This is a genomic window from Sphingobacterium sp. MAE (assembly GCF_056711605.1).
In genome coordinates this window covers 4,476,876-4,492,850 of the sequence record NZ_CM160044.1, presented here as the reverse complement: position 1 = coordinate 4,492,850, position 15,975 = coordinate 4,476,876, and the positions used below count along the sequence as shown (strand labels likewise).

Sequence of the window (15,975 nt, the reverse complement as noted above, 5' to 3'; positions counted from 1 at the left end):
GCCTCTTTTATCAATTACTATAATACATTCATCCTTGTTCCATCCCATCCGACAGCTTTGACCTGTGTCGTGCCTGCTGGAGTGTGTACAATGGTATTGGACGCATCGTTTGAACCAGCACCAACGAAGGCTACCTTTACCAATTTTTCGCCTGTGTATGTTTCAAATGCTACTGCATTTTTCCACGCATTATTTTGAATAATGATTTTACCTTCCTTTTTTTCAAAACCAGCTCCTGTGTTTCCACTTAGGGGTGATTTGTTTTTATAGATGTCAGCACTATTTGCGGTGATATAATGTAATACTGGTGTCGAGGGTTTAGAATATTTTGCAGCATACCGTTTTATTTCAGCAATATCTGAAGCGGTGATTGTCATTTGTGCGCAGGTATAATCATCTACCCACAGATCTATTGGTATGAGCATACCAGACTGTTCAAAGAAATCTGTGAGGTCTAATTTTGCTGCATCACATGCATTTTTGATGAATTCAATTTGATAGTATGCATCTTGCTTTTCTGGAGTTTCTGCAGCATTGATGGCTTTTGTATAGATATCGCCGTAGAAGTTTTTATGTTCCCAGACATTTCCTTTTCCTGCAACAGTAAAGTATAATTGTAATTGCCAAAGGGGAACTAATTTTACGAAGTGATCTCCGCCCCAATCACGTGGACGTTGACGATCCCATCGGTCTGGACCTGCCTGTGTTAACCAAGGTTGACGGTGTACAAATGCAGATTCCATATAAGAGGTGATTCGACCTCCAATTTTAGGTTCATCGTAATCTTTTAAGCGCTCTCTTTCTAATTTTGGACTATGACTATTGTAGACATATTGTGTCCATACCGAATAAATGTTGTTGGTTACTTCTGTTGTACCGACCCATTTCATATTTGGTCGTACTTGATTGACATGACCAAATTCATGGGCTACTCCCCAAGAATTTTTTCTAAGATTAGCGACGTTAGCGACATCTTTCATGGTATTATCGTGAAATGCAGCTCCGATACCATCGGCATGCATAAACCCTTGCCAGATCACACGACCAAACATCCTATTCTTAGGAACTCTTTTAGTTTGCGCTAATCCCATAATTTGGTGTTGAATACCGATAATAGAATCATATAGCTGGATCAGTTCTACGCCTTGGTGAGGTGCATTTTGCTGTAATGATTTGACCGAATATGCCAGTTGTACTTGTTTTCCAACAATGTCTAAAATTGGACCCGAGGCATTTGCCAGCATATCATCCCAATCTTTATTGGTATGCTTACCTCGTTCAAATACATCATTCACTTTCCCACCGAGTATGTGGATATTGATCTTTTTTGACGAAACTTTGTCTTCTGAAAAATATTGAATGTATGCATTTCCTTTATTTTCAATTTTGAAAGCATTATATCCTTCTTTGAGCTGGTAATCTTTTTGTTCAAAATTTTTATCATCCCAATTCGTTACACGAAGAGCAAGTGTTGCTCCATTGGTCTTTCCGACCCATACAATTGCTTCATCTCCTGCAGAGAAATAGATACCTGTTGGGTTTTCATATTGAGAGTATGGACTTGTTTTGAGCTGTTTGCTCAAGATGATGGGAGAGAGGTAGTTTGTATAGGCACGTAAACGTTTTTGAAGAGGATAGGATCCATCTTTTAATTGTCTTGCGGCTCTCTGCAAAGTTGGGTTGCTGATACGCGCAATATCTTCATCGTTGACATTCTTTTTTATTTGACTGTAATCGTTTTTTGCAAATAGGTGGCTATAGTCCTGCTGTGCATAGGATTGTATACTGATAGCAGATAATAATAAAAATGTAAATAATTTATTCATCTTAGTCGAATTGGTTTGTTGGTAACACCAAATATAGTTCAAAAGAGCTTCCTCTGTATTGCTTCGATTTCAGACAAACGTTTGTGTAATAGAGGTTTTACGTTTTATAGTTTTTGCTCTGTTTCTTCAATTATTGATAACGAGTGTGAAAGTTTGTATTTCAAGTTGATATGTTTGTCTTTTACTGTTTTGGAGTAAAACAAGATATTCGTTATTCGTTATGGCGATTTATCATATGAATATTGGATGTATTCATGAATCTGATTATTTAACTCTGCAAATCGATCAGATCATGGATTCGTTTAAAATAAAAATTCCCTTTACTTATTCAGTAAAGGGAATCTATATCGGATTAAATATATCCTTATACGTTTACTGTAGCATCCATTTTAAAATCATCATCTTTAAGATGTACGATTTCCATTGACTTTTCGTAGTTAGTTGATTTTTTAGAGAAGAAGTCATGTTGTGTTGTTTCGGTGTTTAAGCCGTTTAAAACAATTGGATTTACTTGTTTTACTTCAAAAATTGGATCAAATCCAAGATTCATTAATGCCTTATTTCCGTTGTAACGTACATACTCTTTTACTTCTGCTGTTAAACCAACTTCTGTATAGATTTCTTCTGTATATTTCATTTCGTTGTCATACAACTGGTTCAGCAAAGTAATAAATTTTTGTTTTACCTCTTCCTGATTTTTTATTTTTTTGAAGACTTCTTGTGCCATTAATCCAACAAAAACACCGTGGATAGACTCGTCAGCAATGATCTTTTTGATGATGTCTGCAGATGCCACCATTTGTCCTTGTCCACATAACCATAAAGGCAAGAAGAATCCTGAATAGAATAAAAATGACTCTAGAAGCACAGATGCAGCTAAGGTCATAAATAATTCTTCGTTTGTTGGATTTTCCTTATCTAATACGCGATAGTAAGAATCAATGGTAGAGGCTTTGAATTGCAAAAATTTATTTTGTTCTACCCAACCGAAAATATCATTGATTTCGTTTGTCGTAGATACTGTTGTAAAAATAGTTGAATACGATTTTGCGTGAATAGCCTCCATCATACACATATAGGATAATACAGCCTTATTTTGTAAAGACTCTGTGTGGTCAATGATTTTTGGCATACCTGTATGGCTTTGTAATGTATCTAACAAAGTCAATCCGCCCAATGCTTTTTTATAGCATTCTTTCATTTCCCAGCTTAATCCTTTCCAACTATCGATATCTTTTGAAGGGATATATTCGGTATCAATCCAGAATTGTCTAATATTTTGCTCCCAAAACATCAAGGCATAATCATTATCTGGCGTATTCCAGTTTACAGCAGTATATTGTTTACTCATTATTTTTACAGCGAGAATTATTGAATGTATCTGTTAATAAAGCTATTCAAAAGTTTTATTAGCTTTTGAATAGCTTATGGGTTTTATCTTTGAATGAAGAATTATGCAGAACAAGAAACACAATCTTCAATAGATGATTTACGTGTACGTGTATAATACAATGACTTAAGGCCTAATTTATGTGCATAAATATAATATCTAGATAGGTCACGTGTATTATCCTTCGAATTGGTGTGCAAAATTGTACTTACCCCTTGATCTATGTGGCGTTGGATAACGGATACTAATTTAAGCACCTTGAATTGATCCATGTCGTATGCTGATTTGAAGTAGAAGTAATTATCATTTGTCAAATAAGGCATTGGATAATATGTTGTACTATCTCCATACTCACGAACTTCGATGATATCTACAATTGGCATTACTGATGCCGTTGCATTCATGATATAAGAGGTGGATTGGTTCGGTGCAATAGCCAATCGATAAGCGTGATATATACCATGCTCTTGAACTTCTGCTTTCAATTTTTCCCAATCTTCAATTGTTGGAATATGTACCCCTTCAAATAATTCTTTAACCTTATCTGTTTTTGGTAAATAATCGCGTTCTGTATACATGTTGAAATATGATCCATCTGCATAAGCTGATTTTTCAAATCCTACAAATGTTCTTTTGCGGTCACGTGCGATTTCCATAGATGCCTCCAAAGAGTAGAAGTTCATCATCATAAAAAATGCGTTGGCAAAATCTAATGCTTCTTCCGATTCGTACATGATAAAGCTTTTAGCTAAGTAACCATGTAGGTTCATCGCACCAAGCCCGACTGAGTGAAGTTCTTTGTTTGCTTTAGCGATGGATGGAACCATTTTGATATCGGTAACATCAGATACCATTGTCAATGCACGCATCGCCAATTTAACAGATTCTTTCACGCGTTTATTGTCCATTACGGTTGCAATATTCAATGAACCTAAGTTACAGGAGATACCGTATTTGATTTGATCTTCTTCTCCATAAATATTGATTTCTGAAACTTCTGATACCTGCATGATTTCGGTACATAAGTTAGAGAATTTTACTTTACCAATACCATTCAATGCATGAACACGGTTGGTGTTTTCTTTATAGAAAATATATGGGTAACCTGACTCTTTTTGTGTTTGAGCCACTTTTACCAAAAGGTGACGTGCGTTTATTTTTTTCTTTTTGATATTTGGATTCGTGATCAGCTCTTCGTACATCTGGTCCATATCCATCTCGTCCAATGGTATACCATATTCTAGCATCACAGTATGTGGATAGATTAAATAACAAGCTTCATCTTTTTCCGCTAATTCCATGAATTTATCAGGAATAATGATACCGATAGAAAGTGATTTTATACGCACTTTCTCATCAACGTTGATTTTTTTACAGTCTAGAAACTCTTCAACGTCGGCATGGAATATATTCAAATATACCGCACCAGCACCAGGGCGTTGACCCAATTGGTTGGCGTATGAAAACGTATCTTCCATGATTTTCATGATGGGAAGAACACCTCCAGCACGACCTTCCACTCCTTTGATAGCTTCACCTCGAGCACGAATTTTTGAAATATTGAATGAAACACCTCCTCCTATAGAAGATAGCTTCATTGCTGAATCAACAGCATAACCAATGCCATTCAAATTGTCTCCAATCTCATCTAAGAAACAAGATACCAATTCACCAGAACGTTTTTTACCTGCATTTAAGAATGTTGGTGTTGCTGGTTGATATTCTTGATTGATAAATAATTCGGCATAAGCAATCGCTTTTTCCACACCTTCTTGACGTGCTAAAAATAAAGCTACTGCTACTACGCGGTCTTCATAGCGTTCCAAAAATTTCTCACCTGAGTCGTCTCTTAACGCATAGCTCTGGAAAAATTTAAATGCAGCCATAAAGGATGCAAAGCGGAATTTTTTTGCAAAAACAAAATTATAAACGGTTTCCATTTCTTCGTATGTAAACCATTCGTAGAAATTGATATAGTAATTTTGTTCAATTAAATAATCGATTTTTTCTTTTAGTGTATAAAAGAATACGGTATTCTTATTTACATACTCTAAAAAATAGGCACGAACTGCCTCTTTATCTTTATGTAAGCTAAACTCGTCCTCATGTTTGATCATGATTTCGTTGTTAAGCAATATCCAGTTTTTTGCTACCTCGTTTGCTACCATCGCAGTTGTTCTTTATGATGTCAATAAATTGGTTAATATCCTCCATTGTACCAGACAATTCAAATTTGAAAGCCAATGGGATGTCAAAATCCGCTGAAATTTTGTCAGCTGCTAATCCGAAGTTTTGCCCCCAATTGCGGTTACCACTCGAAGTGACCGAATAGATTTTTGAAGCATTTGCTTTCATAAAAACTGAGGTCGCTTCGGGTACTTGTCCGAAATTAGTTGTAAAAGTCACGAGATGCCCCGATTCTTCAGCAACAAGATCTGCGGTTATTTTATGTCCTTGCCAGCCTGTGATTTGCGTGACCTTATCCATAAAACGTTGTACATTTCCTGTTTTGCTATCGTAATAAATATGTATCATGGATTATAAAAATTTGATACCAGATTATTATTATAATGCGATTGCTCCTAATTCTTCAGGCTTGAAACCGATAATTCGGTGTTGAATTTCGTCATTTTCCAAAACGATAACGGTCGGAACAGTGCGTACTTTAAATTTTGCAGCTAAATCAGGTTGATCAAATGGGTTGATAGACTCATATTTGATACCTTTTTGATCTAGATATGCAGATACTTGAGCACAAGGTGCACAATCGTTTTTCTCGAATTTGATGATTCTTGCCATGATTTTTACTTAAATTTAAAATCGCGCTTCCTAAAAGAAGGCGAGTTGAGTTGAATGATTTTAACAAGTTTGAGAAGCCTAATTTCTCAACTCTAACAAATATCATAAATTTAATTCGAAGCTGTAATTTGACTTTTCCACATTGGTGGAAAAAAGTGAGCGATATATGCCTTTGCGCATGCGCAATATTTGTATTCGATTGGTTATCAGTATTAAATTAATGTTGATAACTTTAGAACCTCTAAAATATATGTATTTTAAGAATGTTTTTTCTGTCTAATATTAGTGTCATAAAGTGACTACATCTTCTAGCTTTTATTTAATTTTTTACTATATTTTGACAGCTTATTATATTACAATATATATGAAAAAATTATTTTACGGTTTATTATTTTTGTTATCTCTGGAAGCCTCTGCACAAGAGAATATTACCTTCCAGCAACCTTCTTCTGAAATTTTAGCTTTAGCTGATTTTATTCGTCCTCCTCAAATGCGTATATCAAGTGATCGTAATTGGATTTTGTTTATGTATCGTCCTACGTATAAATCACTGACAGAACTGGGGCAGGAAGAGATGAAATTAGCTGGTCTTCGGATTAATCCAGTCACAAATGTTTTAAGTGCAGAAAATTTCTTTAATAAAATATCATTAAAGAAAATTGCTGATGATAAAGAGTTTACAGATTTTAAAGGAATGCCTGAAAATCCAGCATTGTCAAATGTAACTTTTTCTCCAGATAATAAGAAATTGGCGTTTACCCAGACAGATGCTACAGGTACTGCATTATTTGTATTGGATTTAACCACGATGCAGGTCACACAATTAACATCATATGTATTAAATGCTACTATGGATGCGCCATTTAAGTGGTTCAGAAATTCGGATCGTCTTTTAATTTCAACATTGCCGGCTAATAGATCCAAGTTAATTGATCAAACTAAGGATCTACCGGCAGGACCAATTGTTTCGACAAGTGATGGCCAGGTTTCGCAATTGAGAACTTATCAAGATTTGTTGAAAAACCCACAAGATGAAGCAAATTTTGAAACATTGGTACAATCTGAGTTAAAGATCGTAGATCTAAAGGGTGGAATAGAAATGTTTAGGGAAAAATCTATTTTTGCAGGAACTTCATTTTCTCCAAATGGTGAATATATCATGGTTACTACAATTAAGAAGCCCTATTCTTATATTGTTCCCTATTCTAGATTTCCACAGGAGACAGCTATTTACGATCTAGCAGGAAAATTAATCACGCAGGTCAGTGATGTTCCTTTGATTGAAGTAATGCCTAAAGGATTTTCCGCGACACGTACGGGTAGACGCAATCTGCATTGGAGAGATGATAAGCCTGCAACTTTGGCTTTTGTTGAAGCGCTAGATGAAGGAAATCCAAGTAAACAGGTGGAGTACCGCGATGCGCTATATACATTGGACTTTCCTTTTACAGGTCAGCCAAAGCTCATCACAAAAACTAAAGATCGATTTGCTGGTGTTACTTGGGGTAATGATCAGTATGCTTTGGTCAACTCACAATGGTACGATACACGTAATGTGAAAACGTTTTTGGTTGATCCTACTTCTGGAAATTCGAGATTGGTCAATGATCGTAATAGCCAAGATGTGTATAATGATCCAGGAGATGTCTTTAGAGATCGTAATAACTTTGGAACTTATCCGATGTACATTCAAAATGGAAAAACCTTGTTGGTTGGAAAAGGTTTCACCAAAGAAGGTGAGTTTCCTTTTATTGATGAATTGGATCTCAAAACGTTAAAAAAGAAACGTCTTTATATAGCTAAAAACTCGGATCTTCAAGAACGCATCGTACAACTTATTGATCCCAAAACAGGGGACATGTTGATTTCTTTGCAATCAGCTTCTGTCTTTCCGAACTATTTTACAAAAAATATGAAATCAGGGAAGCAAAAAGCACTGACTCATTTGGAAAATCCATTTAAAAGTTTAGAAAAAGTGCATAAGGAGATTTTGAATTACAAGCGTAAGGATGGTGTTGATCTTTCGGGAACATTGTATCTACCTGCTGGTTATGATTTCAAAAATAAAAAGAAACTTCCTTTATTAATTTGGGCTTATCCAAGAGAATATAAGGATAAAAATACTGCAGGACAGACTACGGCAAATCCAAAAGAATTTACTTATCCTAGCTATGGATCTTTCATTTACTGGGTATCTAAAGGTTACGCTGTATTGGATAATGCGGCATTCCCAATCGTTGGAGAGGGAACACAAGAACCAAATGATACTTTTATCGAACAATTAGTCGCTAATGGTGCTGCTGCGATCGATGCTGTGGATAACTTGGGCTATATTGACCGTAAGAAAGTTGCTGTGGGAGGCCATTCTTATGGAGCTTTTATGACGGCACATCTTTTATCTAATTCAAATTTATTTGCAGCCGGAATAGCGCGCTCTGGTGCTTACAACCGTACATTGACGCCTTTTGGATTTCAAAGTGAACAACGTAATTTCTGGGACGATCCCCAATTGTATATGACCATGTCTCCATTTGTGAGCGCCGATAAAATGAAAACACCTTTATTGCTTGTACATGGGGGAGCAGATAATAATCCGGGGACATTTACCTTACAAACTGAACGTTATTTTCAGGCATTGAAAAATCTTGGGGCTCCTGTGCGGATGGTTATTCTTCCTCGAGAGGCACATGGATATGTGGCTAAGGAGAATATTTTTCATTTATTATGGGAGCAGGATCAGTTTCTTGAAAAATACTTGAAGAATTAAGAATTTTAAAAATTAAAGGAAGAGGCCAGATGTTGTACATTCATCTGGCCTTTTTAGATTTCTCCTCCACATGATCAATGAAGTTTATCGGCATATGCTCGACTTCTCATTATGATGGCGACTATTTTGATGATGCAAATACTTGTATCAATTTTTCAAAAATCCAGTGCCAAATTTAATTGGTTTTGTTTATCCTTTGCTATCAATTCTTTTGGTCAGTTAAAGCGCAGATTTGACTTGTATAGGAAGTACATAATCGCCCCATAAAAGACCTATTTTACCCGATTTATCAACATCAATTTTAAATTGTTCTTGTGTTAGATTATTAGTTTCACTGGATACATTAACGCGCAGGGCGTCTTGATTTTTATCATATTTTGTACCCCATTGATCCCATGTTTTATTGAAAATCACAATGGTTTCCTGTTCTCCTGGAATCGTATATAAACTATATTTTCCTTTCGGCAACTTTTCACCTTCGACAAGGACGTCGTGATCAAAAGCTACTGTGGTTGCTTCATTTGCTCCGGTACGCCATACTTCTCCTATTTTAACGATGTCAACTCCAATTTGTCGTCCTTTTAAAGAAGGGCGGCTATAGTGTATATCAATTGTTACCCCATCATTTGTAGTGACTTTAACACTATCAGGAGGGCTTGCTCTTTTGCTTTTGTCTGTCTGTCCAAATACCGTGGTGCAGATGATGCTTAACATGAATAGAATAGCTGTTGTTTTCATAATATTTTTTAGTTTAAATATATGTAAAAAAAATATATTTATCTTATTAATAGGCTGTTCTATTCTCAATTTGTTTTTGGATATGCTATTCGTTCCGAGATCTTTATTGATCAAAAGTAGTGATCATCATGTGATTTGTCACATTCTTAGAAAATGTAAAAAATAAGTGTATGCAAGTAAACTTGTTTGTTAATTATGATTAAAATTAGATCGATAAGGTTTAAAATAGGTATTGGATGTGGATAATGCAAAAAGGGAAATATGCTTTTATTTCATATTTCCCTTTTTTAGATTTTGCATTTGAAGCTCTTATACTAAATATTCAAATAATGTTTGATCTTTATTTAATTCAATATATTCAAATTTATTGTCCGTCATTCTTTGTAACAAAGATTGATAATCTGCCGGATTATTCAATTCAATACCGATCAAAGCTGGCCCACGTTCGCGTTCCGTTTTTTTGATAAATTCAAATCGGGTGATGTCATCTTTTGGACTTAGTACTTCGGATACGAATAGTTTTAAAGCCCCTGGACGGTTCGGGAAACGTACAATAAAGTAATGTTTGTATCCTTCATAAAGGAGTGATAATTCTTGAATTTCACTCATACGGTTGATATCATTGTTTCCACCTGAAATGATACATACTACTTTTTTTCCTTTAATCTCTTCTTTATGGAATTCTAAGGCTGCCACGGATAGGGCACCTGCAGGCTCCACAACGATTGCATCTTTATTGTAAAGTTCTAATATGCATGTACATATTTTTCCTTCAGGTATGGATCGAATATCATCTAAATACTGACGGCTGATCTCGAATGTCAGTTCGCCAACTTTTTGTACAGCAGCACCATCAACAAATTTATTAATCTTTTCTAGTTCTACGGGTTTTCCGACTGTAAATGCAGCTTGCATGGAAGCGGCTCCTTGTGGCTCTACACCGTAGCATTTGATATTTTGATTTTTGTTCTTCAAATAGTAGCTCGTACCTGCAGAAAGGCCACCGCCACCAATCGGAATAAAAACAGCATCAACATCTGGCAAGTCTTGTAAGATTTCTACGGCTACTGTTCCCTGTCCTTCAATAATCTTGGGATCATCAAAAGGAGGGATAAAAGTCATGTTATTTTCTTCGGTATAAATGCGGGCAGCTTTCTGACAATCATCAAATGTGTCTCCGGTCAATATAATTTCAATATTACCATTTCCCCACATTTCTGTTTGTGTTATTTTTTGTTTTGGTGTTGGTCCAGGCATAAAGATAACGCCTTTGATATCGAGCTTTTTGCAAGAAAAAGCTACTCCCTGTGCATGATTGCCAGCACTGGCACATACGACACCTCGTTGTTGCTGCTCTTCACTTAGGGAAATAATTTTGTTATAAGCACCTCTTAATTTGTATGATCTGACGATTTGTAAATCTTCTCTTTTCAGATAGACATCTGCGCCATATTTCTCAGAAAGATAAGTATTGTATTGCAAAGCAGTGCGATTGACGACATCTTTGATACGGTGGTAAGTGCTTTCTGAGTCGATTTGTAAATTAGAAAAATCTAAACTCATTTTGTTTTATTATGATTAGGTGATTGTTTGTTATAAAAAAACGCCATTTCGACTTAGAATAAAAGTAATTAAGTTTTTTGACTTTTTACTTGTAAAGTTATTCTTTGTCAAAATGACGCTTTAATAAGTTTTTGTTTTATTAAACGCTTTCTGCGAATAAACTTCTGAGATCATCGTCGCAAATATCTTTTTTTGCATCTGCAAGAATTAGAAAGCGCTCATATGTTTGTGAGAGGGCTTCTTTCTCTAAGGTATAGCCTAGGCGTTCCAAGTGATGTTTTAAAGCATGGCGACCAGAGCGAGCGGTTAAGATAATACCTGCTTCTTCTAATCCTACATCTTCTGGACGAATAATTTCATAAGTCTCACGGTGTTTTAGAAATCCATCTTGATGGATTCCAGAACTATGTGCGAATGCATTTCGTCCAACAATTGCTTTGTTTGGCTGAACGGGCATATTCATCATTTCACTCACTTTACGTGATAGATAAGTGAACATCTTACTATCAATATTTGAGGTTAAATTACCGAAAGATTGATTATGTACTTTTAGAATCATTGCCACTTCTTCCAATGAAGTATTTCCTGCTCGTTCACCGATACCATTGATGGTACACTCCACCTGACGGGCACCATTTTGGATTGCCGCAATAGAGTTAGCGGTTGCTAATCCTAAGTCATTGTGACAATGTGCAGAAATAATAGCTTGATCAATGTTTTTAACATTTTCTTTTAAAAACTTGATTTTTGCACCATATTGGTCTGGTAAACAATATCCGTTTGTATCTGGAATATTGACTACAGTAGCACCTGCAGCAATCACTGCTTCAACCATCTGCGCTAAATAAACTAAATCTGCACGACCTGCGTCCTCGGCGTAAAATTCTACATCTTCGACATGCGATTTTGCATATTTTACTGCAGCCACAGCACGTTCTAATATCTCTTCGCGCGTGGAGTTGAATTTATATTTGATATGCATATCAGAAGCTCCGATACCTGTATGAATACGTGGTCTTTTTGCATATTTTAGGGCTTCTGCAGCGACTTTAATATCATTCTGATTGGCACGTGTTAATGCACAGATGATAACATCATTTACCGCTTTTGATAACTCAACAACGGATTGGAAGTCTCCAGGGCTAGAAACTGGGAAACCAGCTTCAATAACATCGACTCCCAGTTTCTCCAAATCTTTTGCAATATCGATTTTTTCAGGAGTAGTTAATTGACATCCTGGTACTTGTTCGCCATCGCGAAGAGTTGTATCGAAGATGTATAGATGATTTGGATCGTGTAACATAGCTTTACGTTTTTATTTTAGAAACTCTGTTCAGTCTATTTAATAAATTCTAATACTCGTGCACCCATTTCTTGTGTGCCTAATATTTTATCTGCAGGTGTGTTTGCATTTGCGATATCGCCTGTTCTCCAGCCCGCTTTTAATGTTGCAGCAACGGCTTCGGTAACTTCTTTTGCTTCGGCCTGTAAACCGAAACTAATATCTAACATCAACGCAGCAGATAGGATCGATGCTAACGGATTGGCTTTATTCTGTCCTGCGATATCGTGTGCTGACCCATGAATAGGTTCAAAGAATCCAGTACCATCACCGATGGAAGCAGAAGCCAGCATACCCATAGAGCCTGCGATTTGTGAAGCTTCATCTGTCAGGATATCTCCAAATAAATTAGCGGTCAATACAACATCAAATTTCTTTGGATTTTTAACTAATTGCATGGCAGCATTGTCGATGAACATATGTTCTGTTTCTACATCAGGATATTGTTTTGCAATCTCTTGAACAACTTCTCTCCATAGGCGAGATGTTTCCAAGACATTTGCTTTATCCACGGAGCATAATTTTTTGGAACGTGTACGGGCAGCTTCAAAAGCCTTGTGCGCAATGCGCTCTACTTCATATCGATTGTAATTCATTAAATCTGAAGCGAAATTATTGTCTTCAGAACGATTCTTTTCACCAAAATAGACATCACCGGTTAACTCGCGGAAAAATAATATATCTGTTCCTTTTAATACTTCTGGCTTAAGGCTTGAAGCATCTAAAAGTTCATCAAATAACAAAATTGGACGTAAGTTTGCGTAAAGTCCAAGCTCTTTTCGGATTTTTAACAATCCTTGCTCCGGACGAACTTTTGCTGAGGGATCATTGTCATATTTAGCATGCCCTATTGCTCCAAATAAGATGGCATCGCTTGACTTTGCTTTTTCTAAAGTTTCGTCAGGCAATGGATTTCCAGTTGCTTCAATAGCAACATGCCCCATGATGGCTTCATCGAAACTAAATTCATGACCATATTTTTGTCCGATTGTCTCAAGAACTTTTTTACCCCAAATTGTAACTTCTTGTCCTATTCCATCACCAGGAATAACGAGTATATTTTTTTTCATCAGATTAATTATTTTTGAGTGTAGGATTTCAACGGTATTCATGAACTCATATCACTCGTTTTTTATGTTTGTGATGAAACGATCATCAGCAAATCTACATGATGTTGGGAGTAGTGTGCTGAGGATGGTTTCATGCTATGCGTATTGTAAAATATCTTCAATGGACTGAACCATTCCTTTATCTAATATGATTTTCTTTTCCAGGCATGACGGGAGTTGTGTTTCAAAATGGCCGACATAAATTAATGTCTTGCCATAGGTACACAATTCATCTACTACGGCATTGAAATGTTGTGTTTGTTCGTAATCAAGACCTTGGCAGGGTTCATCCAAAATCAACAATTCTGGATTCTTTATGACAGTCCTTGCTAATAAAGCAAGGCGCTGTTTGCCTAAGGGTAGGGTATTTAATAATTTATTTTTATCTTCTTTTAAATCAAAAAAATCCAATATTTGATCTAATAATTGTTGTTTTTCAAAGCTGAGGTTACGGAATAATCCAACAGAATCAAAAAATCCGGAAGCGACACTTTGCCAAACTTTAGCTGTCTGATCAAAGTACCAATGCATCTCAGGTGAAATAATTCCTAAATGAGCTTTGATGTCCCATATACTTTCTCCAGAGCCTCTTTGCTTACCGAACAGAACGATATCATTGGCATATGCTTGCGGATGATCTCCATTGATTAAACTTAATAACGTCGACTTTCCTGATCCATTATGGCCTTGTAACAACCATTTTTCACCCGCTTTTACTTCCCAATTGATCTTTTTTAATACTTCTTTTTCCCCATATCTAACATCCACATTGGACATTTTTACCATGGTTTGGGAAGTTATACGGGGAGATTTTTGTAAAAAATGTGGAAGTGGTTTTCTTGCACGCTCTTTTTCTCGTGACAATGCTGCTGGTGAAGAAACCTCCTTTAATTGCCCTTGTTGTATTTCCGCAAAATGATTGATACATGTTGGTAGCGTTTGATCATTACTGATTAAGATCAAGGTCACACCCGCTTGTGCTAAGCCGTCAAATGCATGATTGAGTTCCTGTCGCGATTGGCGATCCAGGCCAGTATAAGGTTGATCAATAATCAAAACCTGTGGCTTCAACCATAATGCTTTGATCAGCTGTAGTTTTTTATGTTCTCCACTGGACAATTCGATGAGTTGTGTATGTTGAACATTTTCAAATCCAAAAGTTTCGAGGTATGGTTTTACGTCATCGAATTGCAAATGTTTTTCTTTTCCAAAATGTTGAAATTCGGCCTGTACTGTTAACGTATCGTTGGTTTGATGCTTATTGTATCGTTGCTGATAATAAAAATTTTTATCACCTTCTAGATTGGTGAATTGGTACCAATTGGAGACATATAACACTTCTGGGGGAAGAGGTGAGCTGTTATCAAAGTTGACATTTACAATTCCATGATATGAGACATGCCTCGCAATAGCTTGTGCCAAAGTGGTCTTTCCCGTCCCGCTTTTACCACCGATTAACCAGTGTTGACCTGGTTCAATTTGCCAATTCAAGTCTTGCAATACCACATGATATTGGTATTGAACAGTTAAATTAGCAATATGGACGACAGGTTCTATCATTATCTTGTTTGTTCGAAGGTTTCGATTGCAGCTTTGTTGTTTAAGATGAAATCAATATCATCATAACCATTGATCAGGCATGATTTTTTGTAAGGATTGATTTCAAAAGATTGTTGAGCTCCTGTTTCAGATAAAGTAACCGTTTGGTTTTCAAGATTAATAATGATTTCGGTAGCAGGATTTTTAAAAACGGTATCAAAGATTGTTTCTAAGAACTCATCTGTAACCTGAATAGGCAATACGCCATTATTCAACGCATTTCCTTTAAAGATATCGGCAAAAAAACTACTGATAACCGCATCAAATCCATAATCTTGGATAGCCCAAGCGGCATGTTCTCGGCTAGAACCGCAACCAAAATTTTTACCTGCGACTAATACTTTTCCTTGATAAGTAGCATCGTTCATCACAAAATCAGTTTTTGGTTGATTGTTGCTGTCGTAACGCCAGTCACGGAATAAGTTATCACCAAATCCTTCACGTGTAGTCGCTTTTAGAAAGCGAGCTGGAATGATCTGATCGGTATCTATATTTTCAATCGGTAAAGGAACTACCGTTGTTGTTAATGTTTCAAATTTTTTCATCCAAATAATTATTTACGAGTGTCTGTTCTTAACTGTATAAATGAACTCGTTTCACTCGGTTTGTTTTTTAATGGTGATGAAGCTATCATGAGCCGAGTATTTATCTCGGTTTGTGAGCTGCTTTAAGCTCATGATGGTTTCATCCAATTCATTATTTACGAGTCTCTGTCTTCAAATGTATAAATAAACTCGGTTTGTTACTTAATGGTGATTAAGCTATCATGAGAAGCATATTTATCTTTATGTGCGTGCCTCGATATACTCATGATGGTTTCATCCAAATAATTTATTGATACT

12 protein-coding genes are annotated in these 15,975 nt (G+C 36.2%); 1 reads left to right on the top strand and 11 read right to left on the bottom strand.

The features are described from left to right. Nucleotides 1–17 precede the first annotated feature (17 nt). The 5 genes from AC06G9_RS19255 to AC06G9_RS19235 form a co-directional block, all read right to left on the bottom strand. The gene (locus AC06G9_RS19255) at nucleotides 18–1,826 is read right to left on the bottom strand and encodes a M60 family metallopeptidase (protein ID WP_346574901.1); all 1,809 of its coding nucleotides are present in this window, start codon (nucleotides 1,824–1,826) and stop codon (nucleotides 18–20) included. A gap of 364 nt (nucleotides 1,827–2,190) precedes the next feature. Continuing rightward, nucleotides 2,191–3,177 carry a class 1b ribonucleoside-diphosphate reductase subunit beta gene (gene nrdF / locus AC06G9_RS19250; RefSeq protein ID WP_248755567.1) on the bottom strand — a complete coding sequence of 329 codons (987 nt, stop codon included), beginning with the start codon at nucleotides 3,175–3,177 and terminating at the stop codon, nucleotides 2,191–2,193. A 101-nt stretch (nucleotides 3,178–3,278) separates the two neighbouring features. Continuing rightward, a complete protein-coding gene (gene nrdE, locus AC06G9_RS19245) occupies nucleotides 3,279–5,384 on the bottom strand; it encodes a class 1b ribonucleoside-diphosphate reductase subunit alpha (protein ID WP_293923914.1) in 2,106 nt (701 codons plus the stop codon). Then, nucleotides 5,344–5,751, bottom strand: a complete 408-nt coding sequence (gene nrdI / locus AC06G9_RS19240; protein ID WP_052627489.1) for a class Ib ribonucleoside-diphosphate reductase assembly flavoprotein NrdI — start codon at nucleotides 5,749–5,751, stop codon at nucleotides 5,344–5,346. Before nrdI ends, nrdE begins: the two co-directional genes overlap by 41 nt. Before the next feature lie 30 nt (nucleotides 5,752–5,781). Then, on the bottom strand, nucleotides 5,782–6,015 hold the full coding sequence (locus AC06G9_RS19235) for a thioredoxin family protein (protein WP_021191847.1): 234 nt from the start codon (nucleotides 6,013–6,015) through the stop codon (nucleotides 5,782–5,784). Nucleotides 6,016–6,379: 364 nt separating this feature from the next. Here AC06G9_RS19235 and AC06G9_RS19230 point away from each other — a divergent pair, with 364 nt between their 5' ends. Next, complete coding sequence (locus AC06G9_RS19230) at nucleotides 6,380–8,782, top strand: S9 family peptidase (protein ID WP_480956952.1); 2,403 nt, start codon at nucleotides 6,380–6,382, stop codon at nucleotides 8,780–8,782. Nucleotides 8,783–9,001: 219 nt separating this feature from the next. Here AC06G9_RS19230 and AC06G9_RS19225 read toward each other — a convergent pair whose 3' ends face one another. The 6 genes from AC06G9_RS19225 to leuD all read right to left on the bottom strand — a co-directional run bounded on the left by AC06G9_RS19225 (nucleotide 9,002) and on the right by leuD (nucleotide 15,678). Continuing rightward, nucleotides 9,002–9,520 (bottom strand): DUF2911 domain-containing protein, encoded by a 519-nt coding sequence (locus AC06G9_RS19225; RefSeq protein ID WP_045755287.1) that lies wholly within the window; start codon nucleotides 9,518–9,520, stop codon nucleotides 9,002–9,004. A gap of 309 nt (nucleotides 9,521–9,829) precedes the next feature. Continuing rightward, nucleotides 9,830–11,083 (bottom strand): threonine ammonia-lyase IlvA, encoded by a 1,254-nt coding sequence (gene ilvA, locus AC06G9_RS19220; protein WP_045752782.1) that lies wholly within the window; start codon nucleotides 11,081–11,083, stop codon nucleotides 9,830–9,832. A 139-nt stretch (nucleotides 11,084–11,222) separates the two neighbouring features. Next, the gene (locus AC06G9_RS19215; protein ID WP_084405278.1) at nucleotides 11,223–12,386 is read right to left on the bottom strand and encodes a 2-isopropylmalate synthase; all 1,164 of its coding nucleotides are present in this window, start codon (nucleotides 12,384–12,386) and stop codon (nucleotides 11,223–11,225) included. A gap of 35 nt (nucleotides 12,387–12,421) precedes the next feature. After that, nucleotides 12,422–13,495: a 3-isopropylmalate dehydrogenase gene (gene leuB, locus AC06G9_RS19210; RefSeq protein ID WP_045752783.1), complete on the bottom strand. Its 1,074-nt coding sequence runs from the start codon at nucleotides 13,493–13,495 to the stop codon at nucleotides 12,422–12,424. 135 nt (nucleotides 13,496–13,630) lie between these two features. Beyond that, complete coding sequence (locus AC06G9_RS19205) at nucleotides 13,631–15,094, bottom strand: ATP-binding cassette domain-containing protein (protein ID WP_248755570.1); 1,464 nt, start codon at nucleotides 15,092–15,094, stop codon at nucleotides 13,631–13,633. Further along, complete coding sequence (gene leuD, locus AC06G9_RS19200; RefSeq protein ID WP_045752785.1) at nucleotides 15,094–15,678, bottom strand: 3-isopropylmalate dehydratase small subunit; 585 nt, start codon at nucleotides 15,676–15,678, stop codon at nucleotides 15,094–15,096. Before leuD ends, AC06G9_RS19205 begins: the two co-directional genes overlap by 1 nt. Between the last annotated feature and the right edge of the window lie 297 nt (nucleotides 15,679–15,975).

Excerpts from the sequence above, each read along its gene's own strand:
- AC06G9_RS19255 (WP_346574901.1), bottom strand. The coding sequence starts at position 1,826 with ATGAATAAATTATTTACATTTTTATTATTATCTGCTATCAGTATACAA.
- nrdF (WP_248755567.1), bottom strand. The coding sequence starts at position 3,177 with ATGAGTAAACAATATACTGCTGTAAACTGGAATACGCCAGATAATGAT.
- nrdE (WP_293923914.1), bottom strand. The coding sequence starts at position 5,384 with ATGGTAGCAAACGAGGTAGCAAAAAACTGGATATTGCTTAACAACGAA.
- nrdI (WP_052627489.1), bottom strand. The coding sequence starts at position 5,751 with ATGATACATATTTATTACGATAGCAAAACAGGAAATGTACAACGTTTT.
- AC06G9_RS19235 (WP_021191847.1), bottom strand. The coding sequence starts at position 6,015 with ATGGCAAGAATCATCAAATTCGAGAAAAACGATTGTGCACCTTGTGCT.
- AC06G9_RS19230 (WP_480956952.1), top strand. The coding sequence starts at position 6,380 with ATGAAAAAATTATTTTACGGTTTATTATTTTTGTTATCTCTGGAAGCC.
- AC06G9_RS19225 (WP_045755287.1), bottom strand. The coding sequence starts at position 9,520 with ATGAAAACAACAGCTATTCTATTCATGTTAAGCATCATCTGCACCACG.
- ilvA (WP_045752782.1), bottom strand. The coding sequence starts at position 11,083 with ATGAGTTTAGATTTTTCTAATTTACAAATCGACTCAGAAAGCACTTAC.
- AC06G9_RS19215 (WP_084405278.1), bottom strand. The coding sequence starts at position 12,386 with ATGTTACACGATCCAAATCATCTATACATCTTCGATACAACTCTTCGC.
- leuB (WP_045752783.1), bottom strand. The coding sequence starts at position 13,495 with ATGAAAAAAAATATACTCGTTATTCCTGGTGATGGAATAGGACAAGAA.
- AC06G9_RS19205 (WP_248755570.1), bottom strand. The coding sequence starts at position 15,094 with ATGATAGAACCTGTCGTCCATATTGCTAATTTAACTGTTCAATACCAA.
- leuD (WP_045752785.1), bottom strand. The coding sequence starts at position 15,678 with ATGAAAAAATTTGAAACATTAACAACAACGGTAGTTCCTTTACCGATT.